The sequence below is a fragment of the Deinococcus sp. genome (assembly GCF_018260405.1).
Lineage (GTDB): Bacteria > Deinococcota > Deinococci > Deinococcales > Deinococcaceae > Deinococcus.
The window spans coordinates 71841-92961 of sequence record NZ_JAGLBG010000001.1 but is presented as its reverse complement, the minus strand read 5'-3'; the positions used below and the strand labels follow the sequence as shown (position 1 = coordinate 92961).

At 61.3% G+C, this 21121-nt stretch carries 17 protein-coding genes; 12 read left to right on the top strand and 5 right to left on the bottom strand.

Translation table 11 applies throughout. The annotated features are described in order from the left end of the window. The first annotated feature begins 224 nt into the window (after positions 1-224). The 12 genes from QZ269_RS00445 to QZ269_RS00390 all read left to right on the top strand — a co-directional run bounded on the left by QZ269_RS00445 (position 225) and on the right by QZ269_RS00390 (position 10605). Positions 225-365 (top strand): hypothetical protein, encoded by a 141-nt coding sequence (locus QZ269_RS00445; protein ID WP_291423118.1) that lies wholly within the window; start codon positions 225-227, stop codon positions 363-365. A 203-nt stretch (positions 366-568) separates the two neighbouring features. Then, the gene (locus tag QZ269_RS00440) at positions 569-1006 is read left to right on the top strand and encodes a uracil-DNA glycosylase (RefSeq protein WP_291423116.1); all 438 of its coding nucleotides are present in this window, start codon (positions 569-571) and stop codon (positions 1004-1006) included. 131 nt (positions 1007-1137) lie between these two features. Beyond that, positions 1138-1740, top strand: coding sequence for a sigma-70 family RNA polymerase sigma factor (locus QZ269_RS00435; RefSeq protein WP_291423114.1), 603 nt, complete (start codon positions 1138-1140; stop codon positions 1738-1740). Positions 1741-1795: 55 nt separating this feature from the next. Continuing rightward, on the top strand, positions 1796-2080 hold the full coding sequence (locus tag QZ269_RS00430) for a DUF427 domain-containing protein (RefSeq protein ID WP_291423113.1): 285 nt from the start codon (positions 1796-1798) through the stop codon (positions 2078-2080). 168 nt (positions 2081-2248) lie between these two features. Next, a complete protein-coding gene (locus QZ269_RS00425; RefSeq protein ID WP_291423111.1) occupies positions 2249-3877 on the top strand; it encodes a hypothetical protein in 1629 nt (542 codons plus the stop codon). A 59-nt stretch (positions 3878-3936) separates the two neighbouring features. Next, the gene (locus QZ269_RS00420) at positions 3937-4635 is read left to right on the top strand and encodes a S24 family peptidase (protein ID WP_291423108.1); all 699 of its coding nucleotides are present in this window, start codon (positions 3937-3939) and stop codon (positions 4633-4635) included. A gap of 3 nt (positions 4636-4638) precedes the next feature. Continuing rightward, positions 4639-5445 carry a DUF2726 domain-containing protein gene (locus QZ269_RS00415; protein WP_291423106.1) on the top strand — a complete coding sequence of 269 codons (807 nt, stop codon included), beginning with the start codon at positions 4639-4641 and terminating at the stop codon, positions 5443-5445. A gap of 621 nt (positions 5446-6066) precedes the next feature. Continuing rightward, a complete protein-coding gene (locus tag QZ269_RS00410) occupies positions 6067-7002 on the top strand; it encodes a glyoxalase superfamily protein (RefSeq protein ID WP_291423105.1) in 936 nt (311 codons plus the stop codon). A gap of 691 nt (positions 7003-7693) precedes the next feature. Beyond that, positions 7694-8977 (top strand): IS21 family transposase, encoded by a 1284-nt coding sequence (gene istA / locus QZ269_RS00405; protein WP_291423103.1) that lies wholly within the window; start codon positions 7694-7696, stop codon positions 8975-8977. Continuing rightward, complete coding sequence (istB, locus tag QZ269_RS00400) at positions 8974-9774, top strand: IS21-like element helper ATPase IstB (RefSeq protein ID WP_291423101.1); 801 nt, start codon at positions 8974-8976, stop codon at positions 9772-9774. Before istA ends, istB begins: the two co-directional genes overlap by 4 nt. A gap of 144 nt (positions 9775-9918) precedes the next feature. Continuing rightward, positions 9919-10359: a hypothetical protein gene (locus QZ269_RS00395; protein WP_291423098.1), complete on the top strand. Its 441-nt coding sequence runs from the start codon at positions 9919-9921 to the stop codon at positions 10357-10359. Between the two features lie 24 nt (positions 10360-10383). Then, positions 10384-10605, top strand: a complete 222-nt coding sequence (locus QZ269_RS00390) for a hypothetical protein (RefSeq protein ID WP_291423097.1) — start codon at positions 10384-10386, stop codon at positions 10603-10605. 1166 nt (positions 10606-11771) lie between these two features. On the opposite strand, the gene QZ269_RS00385 is transcribed toward QZ269_RS00390, so the two are convergent. Genes QZ269_RS00385 through QZ269_RS00365 form a run of 5 tightly spaced genes read right to left on the bottom strand, consistent with a single transcriptional unit; the run spans position 11772 to position 21051 of the window. Then, a complete protein-coding gene (locus QZ269_RS00385; protein WP_291423095.1) occupies positions 11772-14819 on the bottom strand; it encodes a DEAD/DEAH box helicase family protein in 3048 nt (1015 codons plus the stop codon). Position 14820: 1 nt separating this feature from the next. Continuing rightward, entirely contained in the window at positions 14821-16662 is a 1842-nt protein-coding gene (locus QZ269_RS00380) for a site-specific DNA-methyltransferase (RefSeq protein ID WP_291423093.1), read from the bottom strand. Continuing rightward, positions 16659-17636 (bottom strand): DUF4268 domain-containing protein, encoded by a 978-nt coding sequence (locus QZ269_RS00375; RefSeq protein WP_291423091.1) that lies wholly within the window; start codon positions 17634-17636, stop codon positions 16659-16661. Before QZ269_RS00375 ends, QZ269_RS00380 begins: the two co-directional genes overlap by 4 nt. Beyond that, positions 17633-18508, bottom strand: coding sequence for a PD-(D/E)XK nuclease family protein (locus QZ269_RS00370; protein WP_291423089.1), 876 nt, complete (start codon positions 18506-18508; stop codon positions 17633-17635). Before QZ269_RS00370 ends, QZ269_RS00375 begins: the two co-directional genes overlap by 4 nt. Beyond that, positions 18505-21051, bottom strand: coding sequence for an ATP-dependent helicase (locus tag QZ269_RS00365; protein WP_291423087.1), 2547 nt, complete (start codon positions 21049-21051; stop codon positions 18505-18507). Before QZ269_RS00365 ends, QZ269_RS00370 begins: the two co-directional genes overlap by 4 nt. Between the last annotated feature and the right edge of the window lie 70 nt (positions 21052-21121).

Genomic DNA, 21121 nt, shown 5'->3' with positions numbered 1-21121 from the left:
CTCCCACAACAGGTCGAGGTGAGCTTCACGGGTGTCGAACGTTCCAGGCAGGTGATACACGAGCATAGGCCGAGTGTAATGCAGTTGGCAACAGAGGCGGGCCACTCGGCCACTCCACAGAGAGTCATGGGGCGGCAGCAAGAAGGGTCTGCGGAACCACGGCCTAGAATCCTAAATTCTTAACGAAAGCCGCCGGGGGCCAGGGCTTCATTTATGCTGGAAACATGATCAAGTACCGTAAACAAAACGCGCTGGAACCCGAAAAAGACGCTGAATTCAGCCTCAACCTGACCCCGCTGATGTTTTTTAGCGTGGGCTACCTCGCCATGAAAGCCCTGATCGGCACCGTCCGCCGCGCCAACTGAGGCGTCGGCGGTCCCGCATCCCTGCAAGCCCGGCTCTGAATCATAAGCGAATTTTCGGTATCATTTAGCCCGTGGTAAGTAGCTCTTGGCTACTCGCTCTGCTTGGGCCGGTGATGCACCCATCACCCGCCAGCCACTTAGACACCACCATCAGGGGCAGCGCAGGGTTTTAATGTGTGCGATACTTCTGGGCAGGTATACCCATGACTAATCCCCCCGAACAACAGCAATTCAAGAGCGCCAGCAGCAACCGTTTCGTGGTTCCTGGCTGGACCAACCTGGTGCCCGGCAAACCCGACACCGTCGAAATCCAGCTTGATATCGACTCCCGCGACAAGGAACGCCAGCAGGCCGTTTTGCTCATTGAGTACTGGGCCACCAACGAAGAGTTGACCCTGCAAAGCCTTTTGCCTACCCGCGCTTTTGTGGCTGCCGGGCAAGACGGCTGGTGCATTTTCGTACCCACGCAGGGGCGCGTGCTGGTGCGGGCCATCGACGCGCAGCCCGATCCGCCTATCCTGGCTAGCCACTGGATCAACATCGATCCGCAGACGGTGCCAGGCACAGTGGTCAACGTGGTGGTCAAGTTCCCCGACGCCCCCACGCCCATACAGAACCTGCTGCTAAACAACAACAACTGAGCAGCCCTCGCCGCGCTCAGTGCGGCACACCCTGGAGGAGAGTCGGCAGCTGATGCCCACTCTCTTTTCTCATGCACCTTTCTCCTTGATCAGGGGAACAGCGACCCTTAACGCGGTATGGTGTGCAGAGCGTGGACAGTCAGACCCAGCAGCCAGACCAGTTGACCGCCCCTGACCTTCTTGCAGCCGAAGTCCATGCTCGGCTGGCGGCGGGAGACGAAGCAGCCTGGCACGAATTTGTCAGCACATACGAAAACCGCATGTACGGCTACTTGTACCGGCTCGAAGGCAACAGCGAAGACGCGCTTGACCTGACCCAGGAAGTGTTTTACCGGGCGTGGCGTTCTATCGCCACCTTTCATCCGGGCGAGCGTGTCCTGCCCTGGCTGTATCAGGTGGCCCGCAATACCCAGATCGAGTCTCACCGCCGCAAACAGCACCAGCGCTTTAGCCTCGACGAGGCGCGTGAGGAAGTTGGTTTCGAGGTCACCAGCCATGCCCGAACCCCTGTGCAAGCCGCCGAGAGTGAACAGGCGCAGGACCGGGTGCAGCGTGCCCTGATGAAACTGGCCCCCGAATACCGCGAGGCTGTGGTGCTGCGCTTTGTCGAGGACCTGCCTTATGAAGAAATTGCCCGGCTTCAGGGAATTGCCACCGGCACCGCCAAGAGCCGGGTCTTCCGCGCCAAGGAGCAGCTGGCCGAACTGCTGGCCGACGTGGCCGACCTCCATTGATGCGGGCCGCACGCCGTTCCCTGAACCGCCGGGTCAACACCCTGGAGAGACCCCTATGAAAGCTACTTGGAATGGTCAAATCATCGCGCAGTCCGAGCAGACGGTCGTGGTCGAAGGCCACCATTATTTTGCGCTTAGTAGCGTGCGTCAGGAATACCTGAAGCCGTCGAGTACGCACACGGTCTGCCCCTGGAAGGGCACAGCGAACTATTACACCCTGGAAGTCGGCGGGCAGCAGAACGTGGACGCCGCCTGGTTCTACCCCGACCCGAAGGAAGCTGCCGGGCAGATCAGGGGTCATGTTGCCTTCTGGAAAGGTGTGCAGATCACTGGCGAATAACCTGCCCGGTGTGGCTGCGCTCTGGGACGCCCTGCATCACGTTAACAACACGGCTGCACCGCGCTAGTGGCCAGCCGAGGACGACGCAGCCCCCGCTGTCAGCTTTCACGATAAACGAGAATGGTGCAAATTATTTGAGAATGAGATTCAGCTTCTGGCCCGGGTGATATGACGTTGGCCTGGCCCCAATTCCGCAGTCTCGTGGTTGACGACCACCCGCGCCTGCTGACCTGGCTGGGGCCACAGTTCATCGATCCAAATCACAGCGGTCAGCGGAGTGTACTCGGCATCTTAATGCCCGTGGCCTCTTTCGACGGTTCCAGGAACACGCGGCTACTCCTCACGCCTGTTCAGAGAAAGGGAAGCTGCAAGGTGATCAGCGTTCCTGCAGGCGAATTGCCGGCCCTCACGATCGGCACCCTGTTTCTCAGAGGCCGCCGCGCCCAGCATCAACCTTCCGCACGAACCCTGTCTCTGGTCACCGATTTCACCTTTCAGCGCGTACGGCGTCTGGGCGAGCTGGATTCAGGCGGCCAGCCCTTATTCCCAAAAAACGTCTTTGGGTGCCCTCAGAACTGGGCCACCTTTTCGGATTCACCCTGCCTGATCCTGCCGGGCCACGACGGCGCCGAAGTCGTCGTGCCTATGACGGAGATGATCCGCTACTGTTACGGCAGTTCGGGACGATTGTTGCAGGCCGTCCTTTCCGACCGGCTCCCAGAGGTGTTGGCTGAACTTGAGGCCCACTCCACCTGGAAAGGTGACGTCCTGCACGTCGATGCGCTGCCCAAAGGGTTTTCGGCTGAAGAGTCCCTGACCATGGCGTGGCTCCTGCAAGATGCCTGGGCACGCAAGCAGGCCCTGCAGTTGGATACCAGTTTCATGGCCGCATCTGCGCCAGGAGCCATCGGACTCCCCAAGTTAAGCCATGTCGCCGCGCTGTTTCCGTACCAGGGGGAAGCTCAGATCCACGTTTCCGGGAACTGGGTGGCGAACACGGGCATGCCCCGCTTCCTGGTTCAGCAGGTTCTGCGAGTTGACGTGGAACGTGCCTTCGAGGTGAGCCTGCCGAGTCATACTGCCTCGGATGAGTCCGGCCAGCCCGATGAGGGCGATGCAGGGGGCAAGACCCTGCTCACCGTGGATATGGACAACATCGTTGTTGATTCCACAGCTCAAGGACAGAGGTCTCGCGCCACCATCTGGCTTCCCGGTCTGCCCGCACACTTTTCGCAGCAGCGGCCTCTCTTCCACGACGTGGAGCGCCAACCGTCACCCTCGGTGTCTGTTCAGGGAACCCTGACCGTGGAGGGTACGGTGTCTACTGGCAGGTCAGCCACGCGCAAGTCACGCGTGCGCAAGGCAGTGGTCGGCAGTGTTCCAGAGGGTTCGACCTTCAAACTCAATCCGATGGATGTTGAGCGGCTCCGTGGAGCCCTGACGCTACTCGAATCGCGTGGCTTCAACGTGCGTGAGCTTGCCCTGGGTACCAGCCGCCGTCCATCGAGCGTTCCGTGGCGCTGTCTGATCTTTGAGATCTCTCGCGACTCCCACTACGCCTACATCCTCGAAAAAGAGCGGCTCAACGCGAGTGATTTCGGGCCCCTGATCGTGGCCGCCCGGACGCGGTGGTACAGGGCCAGCGAAGCTGCACTCCTGTCCCTGCTGCTCAGCCGCCTTGGTCAACGCACCTGGCCGGCGGCACCTCTGGGCTGGAGGTTCGGACGGATAACCCACTCGTATACAACCAACGAGAGCCTGGCACGGACGCTGCGGGGGCATCTCCCGAATGACTGAACTCGATCCGCCGACCTTGTATCCGATGGCCCCAGCTCCTATCATGTGTCAGATGACACATGAACAAGGCTGACGAAACCGTGGTGAAAGGCCGAACCCGTGACGTTCTCGAAGCGATCGCGCGCCTGGAAAACCTGGGCGAACACGTCACAACCAGCCGGCTCGCCGCCGAACTCGGCCTGCCCCGGCAGAACATCCGCGGATACCTGCTGGCGCTGCTCAACCGTGGAGCCATCCGCTATCCGGCAAGTGGACGCCAGACCGTTCCAATCCATCTGACTGAACAGGGCTGGAATGTGGCGGTCACCCGCCGGACTCCGCGCGCCGAAGAGCACGGCACCCTGACCTTCCCGGTACTCGGTGAGGTCGCCGCTGGCCATCCCACCCTCGCCAGCACGGACATCGAGGCCCGTGCAACCCGCCTCCAGGATGTGCTCGATCTGCACGAAGGAGATTTCCTGCTGCGGGTGCGCGGCGAATCCATGATGGGTATCGGCATCTACCCGGGCGACCTGGTGGCCATCCATCCGACCACCCAGGAACCGCTGTCCGGTGAGATCGCCCTGGTGGCAGTGCCAGGCGAGGAGACGGCCACCCTGAAGCGCTGGCACCGCAACAACGGTACGGTCACGCTGCGCAGCGAGAACCCTGCCTATCCCCCGCTCACCTACCCGGCTGACGACCTGCTCGTGCAGGGCTGGCTGGTCGGCCACATCGGCACCGGCCGCGCCAGGCGCAGTCACACCAGCGAGGCCTGAGCCGTGACCGTGGCGCTGAACCACGCGGGCCGGCAGACGCCCCTGCGTGAAGGACTGCCGGCCCGAGTCCTGGACGCCAGCCGCCGCTACGGGGAGCTGGAACTGCGTCAGCGCCGCCTGCTCGCCGCGCTGGCCGCCCACGACGGCGAGGTGCCCACGGACACGCTGGCGGCGGCCGTGCAGGTGCCCACCCGAGCGGTATTCGGCATGATGGTGCGGCTCACTGAGGTCGGCATGGCCGTACAGACACCGCATGGCTGGGCGCTGGCGGCCAGCATCCGCTCCCTGGCGCAGGCTGACCTGCGCAGCTCCGTGCACATCAGCCTGATCCTGCCGGTGCCTGACCTGCTGATACCCGTGTGTGCCAACCCCCTTGAACGCCGGATCTTTCGGGCATTGGTGCTGCTCTTCCCCAATTGCGCGGTCATGGCCAACCTGCGGCTGAGCGAGGTCGTCGATCCAGTCCTGGCGCAGCCGTACCTCGACTCAGCGTCGCTGAAGTTCCTGGCGCACCCAGCCGCCGAGCTGGACGCTGTGATCTACAGCGGGTGCAGCCTGCTGCCGGTTCTGGCCGTGGAAGCCGACGTGCCACAGCACGACCACCCTCCCCAGAGCGGGCGCGACGGGCTGAAGAACACGATCTGCCGCCTGGCGGGGCTGCCCTTGATGCGGGTGCGAATCGACGCGCATGTAAGCGACGACGTACTAATGCATAGACTGCGCCGGGCCCTGCACCAAGTGGCGAAATCGCCGCGCCCCGGTCAGCGGGGACACGCCGAGTTGGCCGAGGCGCTGGCAAGACTTACATGACGGTTTCTGACGACGAGGCGCAAGGGCGTGCTGCCATGGCATTGCTGGGGCTGCCGGCAACTTCCGTTCAGGCAGGCATTCCGGCGAGGATTCCGGCTGACGGGGTGCAGCTCTTTGCAGGATACATATGGGTTAGCCGACACTATCTGCTGCCCCCGTTAGGCACCAACATGCTCAGGCTCCGGCGTCAGCAACTGAGCGCTATAGCCTGACCGACCTAGCTCTGACCAAAAAAGCGACGGTGTTCTGCTTCAGTGACTCGGCTACAGCGCGAAACTGTCTTCCTTCCGATTCCACTTACTAATCTGAGCTGAGATCTTACCGTTTTGACCTCCACACCATGCGGATGCTTGACCGCACATCGCACACGATCGGTGATGCCACGGGGTCGCTCTAGGTGCCCCGTCGCTACGAATCAAAGCACGGATCCTTAAGCGCCGCGCTCAACGTGGCGGAGGCCGTCACGCTCGGAGCGCCCAGCACGCGGCGCCATACACCCTGCCGCTCAAACGCAATAGTGACGGTTTTCTCACACTCACTCGAAGTGAGCCGCTATTTTATGAGAACGGTTGCTCGCCGCCCGCCTCCCGCGCCAGCGATGGTTTGGCTAAGCGCGAGCGCATGACCCTCGTCATCGCTGCTTCCCTCAAAGGGCGCGTGGCGGACAAAGCGGGAACTCCACCACTTCGCTCTTTGGAGGAAACAACTATGACTGCCCCCGCTCAGGCCCTAAAGGCCCAAGCACGACGCCTTCGCGCTGCACTCAGCGACGAAGCCGTAACCTTGGGGCACCGGAAGACACTTGACCTCATTGCACGGATCCACGGCTGGCGCGACTGGAACACACTCAGCGCCGCCCTGGACAAAGGTCTTGAGCTCCCTGCAGGCCAAGTGCCTAATTTACAGGAGGATCCAATAATGACCAGCCCCACCAGCGGCGAGCGACCCCAATACCTGAAAACCACTTTCACCGACACGAACCTCATAGCCACGTTCGATACACTTCCCACCACGATCGGCCAATGGACGCGCCGGCACGACCTTGAACCCGCAAAAGGGCACCTCGGCCTCACTCAGCGGTACTACACCCGCTCCGATGGAAAACGCCCACTCCTCGCAATCGACTTCAACCGCGATGAACCGATTGCGAAGATCGTCAACATTGTGCCTGACAAGGGCGAAGACGACATCTCCCTCACCGAATCCAACACACTCGAACAGGATTTTGTCACCGCCCTGCGCCCATTGCTTCCATCAACCGTGGGAATTCGGCAGACCCCCGCTACGGTTCACCTTCGCAACCTACTCACCGTAGAAACATACGACTTGTTCCGCTACCACAGCGCGAACAAAAGCACGGGCAACAGTCATCCCAATGACCGTGAGCGCTGGCTCGAATTCATCAAAGCGGCAGCCGCAGAAGGCCTTGATGACCGCGACGAGCATAAGGATCTCGTTCGACGTGCGCTGCTCGAGGAAGGTTTCGCCGAACGGCATGCCAAACTGATTGCGGACGACTACTCCCGGCACATGGAGATGGCCCACGCCATGATGTAATCCCCGTCATGACGTGATGATCCCGGAACAACTTCCGGGATCGTTTCATTTCAGGTACACGCTCCTAAGCCTCCAAGCACGTCACCGTTCCGCACACGAGCGCCAGCCTTGTCGCCACCAAGAACACTAACCACACCCGCCCATCCGCACCCACCACCCGCTCACCCGTCACGTGCATCGGCACCCTCTGACAGAACCATCGCATCATCAGCGCCCCTGAACCCCTCGCGCTTCGTTACAGCAAAAGTTTCAAGAAGATAAAGAACGTCGACAGCAACGAAAGCCGATGAGTGCAGGAGCTGAAAAACCCCGGTCTCATGCGCCTTCATGCAAAGTGACTCTGCCTCGCCTCCCCAGCCTACCGCTCAGCATCGTCACGGCGCTGCTGCACCGTGTCACCAGTCTCAATGGCATGATCTCCTTCGCCAATGTGTGGATAATCGCGCTGTCCCAGGAATGCGCCCTGTGGCGCGTTCCTGGCCGTCGATTGTGTGCTGGTTCCTCACGCCGGCGTCGAGATGGAAGGGCTGAGCCTCCAATACAGCGGAAAAGAACGAACCCGTCCTGGCTGTCGTTGGCGGCCTAAAAATGATCAAAAGTGGCGGATAGGAATTGACCATGCCGAGGTTGGAGCCCCCCACGATCTGCGATTCACTACGAGTCGGAGGTCGGCATGCTTGGAGGCGCACAGGTGCGGCACATCATCGAGCTCAAGGCGGCAGGTCAGTCCATCAGCGGCATCGCCAAAACCCTGAACGTCAGTCGGAACACCGTCAAGAAGTACCTCCGCGATCCCGGCCTCCCGCAGCCACGCCGACGTCAACCCCGGGGGAGCAAGCTGGCCCCTTTCATAGAGTTTTTGACAGGCCGGATCGAGCTGGGCGTCCTGAATGCCGTGGTGTTATTCCGTGAACTACAGGAACGCGGGTACGACGGCCAGTACACCGTCGTCAAGGACTTTGTGCGCCCATTTCGGCGGACACACGTGTCCGCCCAGCGCCTCACCACCCGCTTCGAAACTCAGCCCGGGGAACAGGCGCAGGTGGACTTCGGGCGGTACAGCTACCGGAATCTGGAGGGCCAGACGTGTTCCATCTGGGCGTTCGTGATGGTGCTGGGCTGGTCAAGAGCGTTGTACGTCGAGTTCATCCGCAAGGCAGATACCGCGAGCTTCATCCGGTGTCACGTCAACGCGTTCGCCTATTTCGGCGGGATCACCCAGACCATCCTGTACGACAACACCAAGCAGGTCGTGCTGGAACGCGACCAGACCGGCGCGCCGGTCTGGAATCCACAATTCCTGGACTTCTCGCTGCGGCTGGGGTTTGCCATCCGGCTGTGCCGCCCGTACCGGCCGCGCACCAAGGGCAAAGTCGAGCGCGGCGTCGGGTATGTGGAGAAGAACTTCTGGCTGGGTGCGCAGTTCGTGGACGACGCGGATCTGAACCGTCAAGCCAGATCCTGGCTTGACCACATCGCGAATTCCCGCGTTCACGGCACGACGCGTGACCGCCCGGTGGATCGACTGCACCAGGAACAGCCGGCCCTGACCCCCATCCCACCGGTCGACACCATCGCGGTGTTCCTGCGGGAACCCCGCAAGGTCAGCTGGGACAGCTTCGTGTCGTATGCCGGCAACTTCTATGGCGTGCCCTGGTCGTATGCCGGTCAGGGCGTCGACGTGCAGGCCGACCAGGTCACGGTGCAGATCTTCAGCGGTGGATGTCGCATCGCCGTGCATCCCCGGTCAGCTCAGCGCGGCGCGCGATTCGTGGTGGATCGACAGTACGACGGCCTGCCGGCGGGTGGCGCGGCCGCCCGACGTGGCCCGCACCTGGCCTATCAGCAAGAAGCGCTGTCGGACGTGCAGGTCGAGCAGCGTCCCCTGGCGGAATATGCCGCCCTGGTGGCCATTCAGGACAGTGTCACGCTGGACGAGGTGCTGGCCGACGTGTTCCGGGAGGGGTCAGCATGATCTCGGTGGAGCGCTGTCGGGACGACCTGGAGCGACTGGGCTTGCCGCATGCGGCAAGCCTGCTGGACAGTCGACTGGACGCGGCCGCCAAGAAGGAACTCCCGTATGCGGAGTTCCTGGCAGATCTGCTGCGGATCGAAGTCAACGCCCGGGATGAACACGGCCGAACCCGCCGACTGAAACTCGCGAAACTGCCCTTCGACCGGCGGCTGGACAGCTTCGATTTCGCCTTTCAGCCGAGCGTGGACAAGCGGCTGATCAAGGAACTGGGCACCCTGTCGTTTGCCGCTGACGGACAGAACGTGATCCTGCTGGGGCCGCCTGGCGTCGGGAAGACGCACCTGGCCGTCGGACTGTGCGTGAACGCCATCGAACAGGGGGAGAGCGTGCTGTTCACGCGGGCCGGCCAGTTGATGGAGGACCTGCGCCGAGCGCAGGCCCTGAACCGGCTGGAGCATCGGTTGCGCTTCTACCTGAAACCGAAGGTGCTGGTCATCGACGAATTCGGCGTGTGGCCCTATGACCGCCTGGCAGCGAATGCCCTGTTCGGACTGGTCGCGGCACGCTATGAGCGCGGGAGTGTGATCCTGACATCCAACAAGGGCTTCGGTGACTGGGGCGAGGTACTGGGCGATCCGGTGGTGGCGAGCGCCATCCTGGATCGGCTGCTGCACCACAGCCACGTGTTGAACATCAAAGGCGAATCGTACCGGCTGCGGGAGAAGAAGAAATCTGGGCTGTTCCCGAGCACGCTGGTGGGGCTCAGTCCCACCAATCAGGAGGTGAACCGGAAATGACAGCTGGCAGGGTGGTCAAATTTAACCCGCCGAAAGTGGTCAATTTTAAGTCGCCGTTGACATGGCCACCAGTTCACCTCTGCCGCCCTGGTGAAATTGGGGCACGACCCGACCCCACTCCTGGAGCAGTTCAAAGTCTCCCGGATGCTGGAAACCCCGATGTACCCGTACCGCACCGCGACCCAGGAGATGATCCACACCGTTCAGGCGTGCCGCGCCGCCGGAGTCGCGATGGCCGGCGTCCTCGTGGACGGGGAGTTCGGGCGTGATGAGGTCGTGGCTTTCAGTCGCCAGACCCAGATTCCGATGTTGGTGCGCGCCAAGCGGAACATGACGGTCGAGTTCGAGGGTGAGTCCCTCACCCTCGAAGCGCTGGCTGAGCAGTTTCCACCTGAACGTTGCCATCTGTATGACGAGCTGGAGTGGCGGGTGCGCAGACTCCGCGTTTCACGTGCGGTCGGCACCTTCGATGTCCTCATTGTGTGGCGGAAGGTGCACGGTGAATGGACGTGCTTTTGCCTCTTCAGCACGTTCGATTCGTCATTCACGGTTCGCGCGCTGCTGCGGGCCTGGAAGGCCCGCTAGGGAATTGAGGTGATTCACCGCTTCTTGAAGCAGAACCTGGGTCTGGGACAGTGTCGGTGCCGCACAATCCAGGCCCAGGAGAACTGGGTCTGGTGTGTCGTAGAGGCCTTTCACGCCGTGTTGCTGGTGCGTCAGGCTGATCTGTCATTGACCTGGCGCTCAGCCCAGCACCTGGCAGCGCAGAATGCGAAAAATGGTGTCCTGACCGACATGGAGCGTCACGTCGCCGTGCTTGAGGCCGTGTGACACTCACTCTGGCTCTTCGTGGAAAGTCTTGGTTGAAGCTAACATTGCGAGATTCCGGGAAAACGCCGGAATCTCGCAATGTTAGCTTCAACATACTTTTCTCGATACTCGCTCCGCTCGGTTGATCTAAAGATCAACTTCGACCTACTTAACTCACTGTAAGCACGTCGTGTCTCACGAGGCGACAGCTTGACGATCAAGTTCAACGGCGGACGCACTTAGCGCCTGAGCGGTCTGTTCAATCTGTACGGCCAGATCGTCCAAGCGCTCAGCAATGTCCTGGGTTGATGGATGAGCAGCACGGTCTCTCAAAATCAAATTTCCTTTCCTGGTAAGGCTGCACTCCTGCTCCTAGACCTCGAAATCAAGTGATCGACCCACTCCTTCCCGCATCTCCCGCTTCCGTGCAATCCATTCTTCCTCCGGGACGAAGCCCACGCGGCTCTCCCTGAAGGCTGGGAACTGAACCATTTCCCTTCTCCTATTCCTGGCCTCACAGGTAAACGAGCATGCGCCACATCTCGGGCAAACGTGCCGGTGGCAGACAATGCACACCAGATCCACCAATTTCGCTTTACACACCCCGCACTTTGCCCAGGTTGAAAAACGGGCCGGTTCCGCAAGGGGAATGACCCGCTTCGGCGCAGGGGGAACTGGGGGCATGAGGCGAGGAAGAGGAATCGGTTCGTTTGCTGCCCGCGTCAACTCGCGGGTCTTCACATTCTGCTCCGGACGTGTGGCGGTACGGGACCCCGTATGGGACAACACCTTCTGAAGCCCCTCAAGCTCCCGCCGAAGTCGAGGTGACCGAATGCCTTCCCCCACCTCAACGAGGGCGATGAAGCGGCGCCGACCTTCTCGGAACGCCACCGTCTGGTCTGGATAACGCTGCACCAACGAGATGAAGCGAGTGATCTGGGGCTTCCAGCGCTTAACGACGGCGGCAAGGTTTGCTTGGGCCGCCTGAATGCATTGCTCCTCCACGGTTGTGGGCTCACCCTGAAGCCGGTCTGCCAGGTACGGCTCGCCGTTCTGGCAGACGACTGCCGCCCGAGCCAGCCAACTCGCCAACCCGTGGATGGTTCGGGGCATGTTCCCGCTTAAGTCCCGCAGCTGACCGGCGAGCTTCCTGAGCCGCTTGGGCAGGGGTGCTCCTGCGGGAACCGTCATAGCAGGCCGTGCCCCCCCTTCTCGGAAGCCTTTTCCCAATACCGCTCGGTCTCTCCAGTCACCACCCGGTAGTCGATCCCCAACGCCTCGAAGTACCGCCTGGCAGCCCTGATCTTGCGTTTCTCACTCTCGAAGCGCAGGCCGCTCTCGTCGGTTGTGCCCTTCGTCTCACGCACCAGCTCAATCCGCGTCTGCTCGTCCCCAAGCCGCACGATGGCCCAGTCGGGGTTGTAGTTCCCAATCACGCGGGGCAGCCCCAGCTTGAACTTGGGGGGAAACTTGAAGTACACCGCGACGTTCTCCCCGTCGTCGTGGATGGTTCGCTGCACGAAGGCCCGCTCCACCTCCGAGTCGATCTGCACCAGGTCGTACAGCCCCTTGCCCGTCTCGTCGTCCACCAGCTCGCGCTGGGGCTGCTTGACCTCCGGGGCGAACAGGTCCTCCGGGCTGCTAAAGACCTCATGCCCTCCGTGGTACTTGATCCGGTCGGCCACGTGGTCGGCCAGCACGTTCTTGAGAGTAGAGACAAAGGTGTTCGTCCACCCCTCCGGGTTGGTAAGCAACTTTTCCTTCACGCCGTCCGGCACCTCCCTGAAGATACGAATGAGCGTCGCCCGCGTGAGGTCGGTCTCGGCCGCGGCCCTCCCGATGAAGTCTGGGATCGGCTGCGCCTCTGCCACAACTTGCACATCCAGCGTGCTCTTCGGAGCCGTGACCTGCACGTCCATCCAGTACGGCTCGCTCGGGCTGATCTCCACCTCGTTGTCAAACTTGACCCGCCACTCCCCGTACTGCTCGTAGATCTTCTGCACCTTGAACTTGCGGAAGTGCTGCCGGCGGGGATCGCCGGAGGGGAAGGACTTGTGCTTGCTGAGGTCAGCCCCTACCTCCAGCACGACCTGGTGCTGGTTGGCGGGCGTGTTCGTGATTCCCAGTGAGACTTGCGAAACCGCCTGCGAATCGCGGGTTTCGAGCAGCAATACGGCGGCCTGTCCGATGACCTTCTCCAGCCGCAGGACGTACTGCCGCACCACGAATTGCCCCTTGGAGATCGAGAGCATGGGCTGGGGGTATTTGGCCCCCGTCAGGGCCTTCACCGCCTCCTGCACCAGCTCGTCGGTGTTCACCTCGATGCGGTAGGACAGGCGTTGGCAGAGCTTTTTCCAGAAAGTCTGGAAGGCCTCACCGTTGAAAAGATCGTCCCTGCGCCTGGCAGTGGACAGGCTGGGCTTCCTGGGCGGCGGTGGGGCACCCTCGCCATCATCGGTGTAGTTCTGCTGGAGGTTCGCCACGTAGCTCTCGTAGCTCTCGTTCGCCACGACCGTCAGGATGTTGAGATTCAACTCCTCGGGGCGGTTCCCCTCCTGATCCACGCACAGGCGCAAGCCACGGCCGATCTCCTGACGCTTCTTGGTACTGCTGACGGTCTGGTTCAGGGTGCAGATCTGAAAGACGTTCGGATTGTCCCAGCCTTCTTTTAGGGCACTGTGAGCGAACAGGAAGGCGGTTGGCTCAGCGAAGGAAAGCAGTTCTTCCTTGGCCTGCATGATGAGTCGGAACGCTTCCTTGGCCTCGTCACCATCGGCTTTCTGGTTCACGTCCTCGCTGTAGACCTCCTGATCCTTGACCTTCTTCTTGGCGAAGTAGCCCTTGTGAACTTCGCCAGCGGCCTTACCCTGCCACTCCGGGTACTGCGCCTGGAGCTTGACGTACTCTTCCTCGAAGAGGCGGCGGATCGTCCCCGGCTGCCCCTGGTAGTTGGCCACCCGGTCGATGAAGAACAGCGACAGTACCTTGACGCGGTGCCTGTTCAGGCGGCGCTGACGGTCAAAGTGGGTCTGGATCGTCTCCCGGATCTGCGCGCGCCACACTTCCGTGCGCGAACCCAGCACCTCGTCGCCCGTGCCGATCTCCTCACCGTTCGTGAACTTCACAAAGCCTGGCAAGTCGTCTTTTGGGACGCCGATGTTGTCCACCACGAAGCCTTCGTGGGCTGGGTTCTTGGTCTTCTTGAACAGGTCGTCACCGCCATGTAGGGTGAAGGTCTGTTCGCTGGTCAACCCGTCCTGCACGGCCACCGTCCGCACCTTCGCGGTGATCGGGTTGCGGGTGATCTCTTCAACGCGGAACTGCGGCACGTTCAGGCCAGAGAGTTCCGAGACACCTGTGACTTCAATCTGCTTCACCAGGCCCTGACGGAACGCCTCAATGGGCGTGAGGCGGTAGATCGTGTTCGGAGTCTCGCCCGCGCGGTGGGTGGCCGAGTAGCGCAGCACGAACAGTGGGGCCAGCGTGCGGACGGCCTCCTTCGCCCGGTCGGAGCCCATGTTCTGCGGCTCGTCGAGGATCACGATGGGGCGCGTCTCCTGCACCCACTGGTAGGGCAGGCGCGATCCGGCCAGCTTCTCGGTCGACTTGTAGAAGTTGTTGGACGCCCGGTTGAAGGACTGGGTGGTCATCACCATCACGACCGGGTACTGGCTCTGGGCGAAGTTCCGCAACTGCCCCAGGCGCGCGCCGTCGTACTCGATCAACTTGAAGTTGGTGACGCCGTACAGCTCCTGGAAGTGCTTGCGGGTGACCTCGAAGGTCTTCTTCACCCCTTCGAGGATGGCGATACTCGGCACCACCACGATGAACTTACGGAATCCGCAGCGCCGGTAGAGGTCGAGCATCGTCCGGAAATAGACGTAGGTCTTGCCGGTGCCGGTCTCCATCTCGACCGTGAAGTGCGGGGCGCGGTGGGAATCATTGCTGACCCCCTCCAGCATCATCCCGTCCGCCTCAGTGCCCATCTCCAGCCCCCGCACCGGCATGGCGGCGTCGGGGAACTGGAGGTTGTGACCGAGCTGCACGGCCTGGAGGTTCTCAGTCAGCCACTCCTCGTCGAGCGACGTGCCTTCCGGCAGGTTGGGGATGATCTCGTCGGCCAGAATGACGGCTTCGGTGTCCAGGCGCTGGAAGCCGTCGAACAGCTCCACGGTGTTGTTGATCGCAGCCTTCTGGTGAGGCTGATCTGCATTGAACTTGAATTCAAAGGCCATATCAGAGGGTCTTCACGTTCTCGACGGCGTCCGCGAGCCGAAGCTTGAGCTGGTCGTTCAGGCTGGACTCCAGGCAGACGAAGGTGTCCTTGGGGTACTTCGCCGTCGCCTGAACCGTGGCGTCTGACAGAGTATCGGTGCTGAGGCACACGAGCAGGCGGAAACTGCGCTCGGGGTGCGTGACAACATGAACCTCATCGTCAAACTCTGGCGACTGTTCCACCCGGCTGTCCAGGGGGAAGCCTTCGAGCAGCATCAATTCTGTCAGGACGTCCCGCGTCTTGTAGTCGGGCACGAGAGCGCCCGCACCAGTGAAGTCAAAGCCCTGCAACTCCGCGACGGAACGTGCGGTTTTGGTCTGCCACTTCGTGAGATTCGACCTTGAGGTGCGGAAGAGCCGGAAACCCACATCCGCCTGGGTCTTCTCGCTGGACAGGGCAGCACCGACGTTTCTGATCCGCTCCATCGTCACGTCTGCGATGGTCTTCAGCTTCGTCTCGGGCGTATCCAGCTCGACAGGCAACTGAACTAGAATGAATTTTCTGTTGCCCTTATCCTCGTGATTTTGCTTCATGACAGCATGTCCGGTGGAACCTGTGCCGGAGAAGAAATCCAGCACAATGTCATTGGTATTTGAATCTGTCACTAAATGCAGGATGCGCTGAAGTAGCTTGGTAGGCTTCACACTGTCGATTACATTATCAGTGTTTTCAAATCCTACAAACTCGATAAGTTCCCTTTTCGCATCCTGTGTATGCCCAACATCCTCGTACTTCCAAAGCGTTTGCGGCACGATTCCCTGCCTTACTTCAGACAGAAAACGTTTGACGGAAGGCATATTTCCACCTTCTTGTCCCCACCAGATTCTTTTATCTTGATCTAGCTGTTTGAAACGACTAAAGCTATATCTCCAGTAGTTTCCTCGTGCTGGTGTAAATTTTTTCCCACTTGGACTTTCAACCTCATATAGACCATCGGCGTAGTAATTACGCGCCGTAGTGTCCCCAGGCTTCCAAGGCCCTCTAGGATCATTATCTGGATTTATGTACCTAGCATTGGCTTCATCGCTTCGGGGCATTAACCTAGGACGCCAGTAATCCCCATCCTTGGCATAGATGGCAATGTAGTCATGATCTTCAGAGAAGTGTTTGGCTGAGTTTTTCGGCGCATAGACCTTCTGCCATATCACCGTCGTAATGAAGTTCTCCGCTCCAAAAATCTCATCCATCAGGTGCCGAAGATTGAAGATCTCGTTGTCGTCCAGGCTGACGAATATTGCCCCTTCCGGCGACAGCAGCTCGTGCGCCAGCTTCAGGCGGGGATACATCATGTCCAGCCACTTCGAGTGATAGCGGCCACCGCTTTTCGGATTGCTGGTGAGCAGCCCCATGTCGTCCTGCTGATCGGTGCGCCGCAGATAAGTCTCCAGCGGCTCCGAATAGTCATCGCTGTACACGAAGTCCCTGCCGGTGTTGTACGGCGGATCGATGTAGATCAGCTTCACCCTGCCCGCGTAGGCCTTGAGAATCGTCCGCATCACTTCCAGGTTGTCGCCCTCGATGATGACGTTGCCTGTGGTGTCTTCGCTGACGCCCAGGCCGGGCACAGGAGCCAGCGTGCCTTCCGACGGCTTCACCGCCAGCTTCCTCGCCTGCCGCTTCCCAGGCCAGTTCAGGCCGTAGAACTCCCCGCCTTCAACTGGTGGTTCCGCAGGACTCTCCAGCAGTTCCTTGAGCGTCTGCGCGTCAAACTTCCCGTCCGGGAAGGCCTCGGGAAACAGGGCCTTGATCGCCTCAATACGGTCTTCGTCCAAACGCTCGGGGCGCTTCATTTCGTCGATCATGGGTTCTCCTCATATGTGGGTAACGTTCCTACCTCATCCGATAAAGAAGGGAGAAGGGGTACGAACACCTGTTTCAGTTTCAGAAGCTGGGATAGGAGCCAGTCGAAGTATTCTGGCCATCGCTCCTGATCGCGTAAATCCGAGTTCAGACGGTGGAGTTCGATATTCGACTTGTTGAGATCCGGATTTTCCTTCCAGATCATGGCACACCCAAAGTGAGCCTCGATATCTGCTTTCTGAGCTTCAAGCTGCTGGAACATCGCCTTCGTAGCCGGCGGCTGCATGAAAAGCGCCACCCACAGGCTGTTGAGTTTGGTGTTGACCCGAGCACCGATCCAAAAGCCGTACTTCCCGATGTAGAACTCGTACCAATTCAAGGGTTGAGGCTGCCCAGGTTTGAGTGCCGTGGTGCGTTCCAGTACGTACTCCCGGAAGGCCGTCCAGAAGGCCAGCTGGAGCTGCGCGGTCGGCGTGATTTCCTGAACACCAGACACACCGAGTTTCGTCCAGTTGTTGGGTTGGCTGATGACGTTGAATTTTGGGGCTGGAAGAGAGTCTCCAATCCTCCAGAGTTCCAACTCCAGACCAAAGAAATTGACGCCGACCGGCGTGTTGGTATTCAGCCAGTCCAACGCGGCACGGTGCTCGGCGGTAAAAGTCTCCGCAATCCACACCAGTGTGCTGGCTTTTGTACCTGCGGCGTAGGTAAGGAGTTGCCCGAGATGGCTGTGATCAGTCTTATAGAATTGGTTCTCGATAACGACCAGTGCTTCCTCAGAGCCCGCAGTGCACAGCAGATCCGCCCGAAACGGGCCGACGGGATGCTCGGTGGCCACCAGCTGCAACTCGATGCCCAGAACGTCCGAAAGGAGGGGCAGATGTCCGGAGAGCCACGGAGTGAAGTCCTGCGCTTCCTTCGGCCACACATCCTGAATAGACACTCTTTGCAGCGCGCTCAATTGATAGGACTTCATCGGGCATCTCCCACGTCAAAGTCAGTGGCGTCAGGCAGGCTGTTGCGGCCCAGGGTGCCCATGTTCGCATCCACCCATTGTCCCTGCTCGGTGCTGCTGGCGTACTCGTCCAGGGCTGATTGCATCACCCGGTCGGGGGCGACCCCCGGCGTGGTCTGAAGGCGGAATTGACGGTAGCTGTTGCAGGTGAAGCGCACGTCGCAGTTGGCGCACACGGCGGTGCCGAAGGGCTGCTTGGCTCCTGGGCGGATCGGGGCGCGGAGCCGCTCCACGGGCGGCGGGCGGAACTCGCGACCCTCAATCTGATCGACCACTGTTCCGAACTGCTCCACAGTGTCGTCCACCGCAACCGCGTCCAGCGGGATGGTGATGCACGGCTGCCACTTCTCCAGCGCGGCGGTCACGGTGGCCGGCGTGCCGTCCCGCAGCGCCTGCCGCAGCTCGCGGGTGGGACGGGTGGCGATGATGGCGGTCTCGTCAAGCGGCTGCCCCCGCAGGCCCTGCCAGATGGGGGCGTACAGGTTGAGCTGCTGCACGTACTGATCGAGCTGCCCGTGGGCGCTGTCCGCGTCAAGGTGGGTCTTCACGTCGTACATGACGGTCTGGTTCCCCTCGCGCACGATGTCCACTACGCCTTCCAGGGTGAACCGGCGGCCCAGCGGCGTCCGTTGCTCCGGCAGGGTCAGCTTCACCTCGGTGTCGGTGACGTTCTCGGCCACCTCCCGCATCCGCCGGTAATAGAGGATCACCTGTTCCAGGGCGGCCTCGCGGATGTTCGGGGTGACGGCGCGGCCCGTCTCCAGGCGGATGCGCTCGTAGTTCAGCTCGAAGGCGTCCCGGATGAAGCCTTCCAGGTCATGCGGCGCGGTCATGCGTTCACTCCCTGCCTCACGGCAATCAGGCGGTTGTGCAGATCCTCGATGGTCTGGTGAACCAGATTCCCGAAGAACATGCCCCCGGTGCGGGAATCCGCGAAGTCGTACTTGCGGAAGATCATGTATGACCGTGGGCACTCCAGGTAGCGCAGGTAGTCCGCCGTGTAGGAGTAGGTGCGGCTGGTGTCGTCCGTCTCGTGCTTCGCGGCGGGGACAGTGTTCAGGTCGAGGTCGCGGATACGGTGCACGGATCCGGCCAGCATCACCTTGAAAGAATCATGGGTGCTCTGGCCCGCGCCCTTGGTGTGGGCCAGCACCAGCAGGTTCTGGGCGCGGGAGAGTGCCACGTAGAACATCCGCATGGTGTCGAAGGTGCTGATCTTTTCCAGCGGCTCGCCGCCCCCGGGCAGGAAGGGCCGCACCAGGGTCTCCACCGTCTGCGGCCCCCGGTCGTCCTTGCGGACGCTGCCCAGCACCACGACCGGGAATTCCAGCCCCTTGCTCTGGTGGACGGTGAGGAACGGCACGCGGCCTCTGGGGAAGGGAACCTCCTCGTCCTCGTACTCGCCTTCGCCCAGGCGGAAGAGCGCGAACAGGTATGAGCCGCTGAACTGGTTCCGGAGCAAGTCGTTGTCGAAGCTGCTGGCCGTGAGGATGGTCTGCGTCTCCTCCAGGAAGCGGGAGACGAGCTGCGACACCAGGCTGAGGGTGGTGACCGGCCCCTCGTCCTGGCCCTGCTCGGCCAGGTCGAACATCGCCTTGAACGGCTGGAAGGCAGTGAGGCGGTAGAAGAGGTCGAGCACCGTCCAGTCGAGCGACGTGGCCCGGTTGATCGCGTAATTCAGCGTGACCGGCTTGCCTTCTGCTTGCCGCTCGCGGGCGACCCGGTCGAAGTGCTGGTTGCCGATCCCCTGCCTGGCCCGGCCACTCAGCCCCGTGGCGTCCATCAGCGCCCGCTTGTGCACATCGGGATCGTACGGGGTGGTCAGCGCCCAGCCCTGCTTCTCTAGCACTCCTCGAAGAGCGTGGTAGTCCTTGAGGGTAGCGGCGATCTCGGCCTTGCGCTCCTGAAGGAAGCTGGCGAGGCGGGCGTCCTGCCTGATCACGGCCTTCGCCTCCTTCTCGGCCACGTCCAGCCAATCGTGGTAGAGCTTGTAGTCCCCACCGTTGAATTCCAGTTCGCGGGGCGTGCGCCCGGTGACCTGCATCATCAAGCCCAGCATGACTGTGGCCTCGTCGGTTTCCAGAAAGCGCTTAGCGCGGGGGGAGTAGACCTTCAGGCCCAGCTCGCCCAGAGCGGCCTCCAGGCGCCTGGCCGGGGCGTTCTTCACGCTGGGGAACAGGCAGGCGATCTGGTTGGCGTCCTGCACTTTGCCCGCGTCGATCAGATCCTTGATGAGCCTGGCGATCTCGCGGGATACGTCCTCGGGGTGGCCGGAATCGCTGACGACGACGGAGGGGGCGGCATCATTGCTGTTCGCCTGGATGCCCTTGCCCTCGATACGATAGGCGCCACCCTCTGGTCGCTTCCAGTTCACCACGTCCATAAAGGCCGTGTAGAAGTCCACCACTCCCTTGCGGGAGCGGTAGTTGGTGTTCAGTGCGATGCGGGTCGGGGGCACCTGGAGGTACTGGTGGCAGCGCTCCGGAAACTGCACAAAATTCTCCACGGTCGCACCCCGGAAGCGGTACAGGGCTTGCTCGTCGTCCCCCACCACGCAGATATTCCCGCAGCCGGAAAGAGCGAAATACAGCTTTTCCTGGATCGCGTTCGTGTCCTGGTATTCGTCCACAATGACGTGCTTGAACAGGGCGGAGGCGTCCGGGAAGGCCGTGACGGCCCGGTAGGCGGCCTGCTGGAGCAGGGAGAGGTCGACCTGTTGTCCCAACGTCGTGAGGTAGTGGGCATAGAGCTTCAGGGGGAGATCGAGCTCCGGAGTGGTGTTCCGTGCCAACAGCTCCTGCGGATCGAGGTTCTCCTCGCTGAAGCGGTTGAACAGGCTTTGCAGCCCCACCACCGCCTTGTGCCGCGAGGAACTGTTCTTGTTCCCGAACACCCGGTTGATCTGGGCCTGCACATCTTCCAGGTCGTCCTCGATGCTCAGCGCTGCCAGGGCATCCCTCCAGAAGCGCTTGCGGTACAGGTGGAAATACTGCTCCAGGGCGTCCATCACGACCGGGGACTGCGACCGCTGCCTCCCAGGGGAAAACGCCCGGTCAGTCAGGAGCCGGTTGCACAGGGAATGCACGGTGCCGATGTACATCCTGGACAGGTCATATGGCTGCCCCGTGCGGTTGGTGACCAGGCCGAGCAGGGAAAGCAGTCCGTCCTTGAGCTGCTTGGCGGCCTTGTCGGTGAAGGTGGCGAGGAAGATCTCCTCGGGCTTCACGCCGTGGAAGACCATCAGGTTAACGGTGCGCCACAGCAGCACACGGGTCTTCCCAGAGCCGGGGCCGGCCACCAGGAACAGCGGCCCGTGGATGTGCAAGATCGCCTGGAGCTGTGGTGGGTTGGGCGTGAACCCGGCTTCCGCGAACAAGCTTTCCAGAGTGAGTGAGGACACGATGAGGTCATTCTGGCAGACTGGCCCTCGCAGGGATGCCTCAAAT

Excerpts from the sequence above, each read along its gene's own strand:
- QZ269_RS00445 (WP_291423118.1), top strand. The coding sequence starts at position 225 with ATGATCAAGTACCGTAAACAAAACGCGCTGGAACCCGAAAAAGACGCT.
- QZ269_RS00440 (WP_291423116.1), top strand. The coding sequence starts at position 569 with ATGACTAATCCCCCCGAACAACAGCAATTCAAGAGCGCCAGCAGCAAC.
- QZ269_RS00430 (WP_291423113.1), top strand. The coding sequence starts at position 1,796 with ATGAAAGCTACTTGGAATGGTCAAATCATCGCGCAGTCCGAGCAGACG.
- QZ269_RS00425 (WP_291423111.1), top strand. The coding sequence starts at position 2,249 with ATGACGTTGGCCTGGCCCCAATTCCGCAGTCTCGTGGTTGACGACCAC.
- QZ269_RS00420 (WP_291423108.1), top strand. The coding sequence starts at position 3,937 with ATGAACAAGGCTGACGAAACCGTGGTGAAAGGCCGAACCCGTGACGTT.
- QZ269_RS00410 (WP_291423105.1), top strand. The coding sequence starts at position 6,067 with ATGACCCTCGTCATCGCTGCTTCCCTCAAAGGGCGCGTGGCGGACAAA.
- istB (WP_291423101.1), top strand. The coding sequence starts at position 8,974 with ATGATCTCGGTGGAGCGCTGTCGGGACGACCTGGAGCGACTGGGCTTG.
- QZ269_RS00395 (WP_291423098.1), top strand. The coding sequence starts at position 9,919 with ATGCTGGAAACCCCGATGTACCCGTACCGCACCGCGACCCAGGAGATG.
- QZ269_RS00385 (WP_291423095.1), bottom strand. The coding sequence starts at position 14,819 with ATGGCCTTTGAATTCAAGTTCAATGCAGATCAGCCTCACCAGAAGGCT.
- QZ269_RS00380 (WP_291423093.1), bottom strand. The coding sequence starts at position 16,662 with ATGATCGACGAAATGAAGCGCCCCGAGCGTTTGGACGAAGACCGTATT.
- QZ269_RS00375 (WP_291423091.1), bottom strand. The coding sequence starts at position 17,636 with ATGAAGTCCTATCAATTGAGCGCGCTGCAAAGAGTGTCTATTCAGGAT.
- QZ269_RS00370 (WP_291423089.1), bottom strand. The coding sequence starts at position 18,508 with ATGACCGCGCCGCATGACCTGGAAGGCTTCATCCGGGACGCCTTCGAG.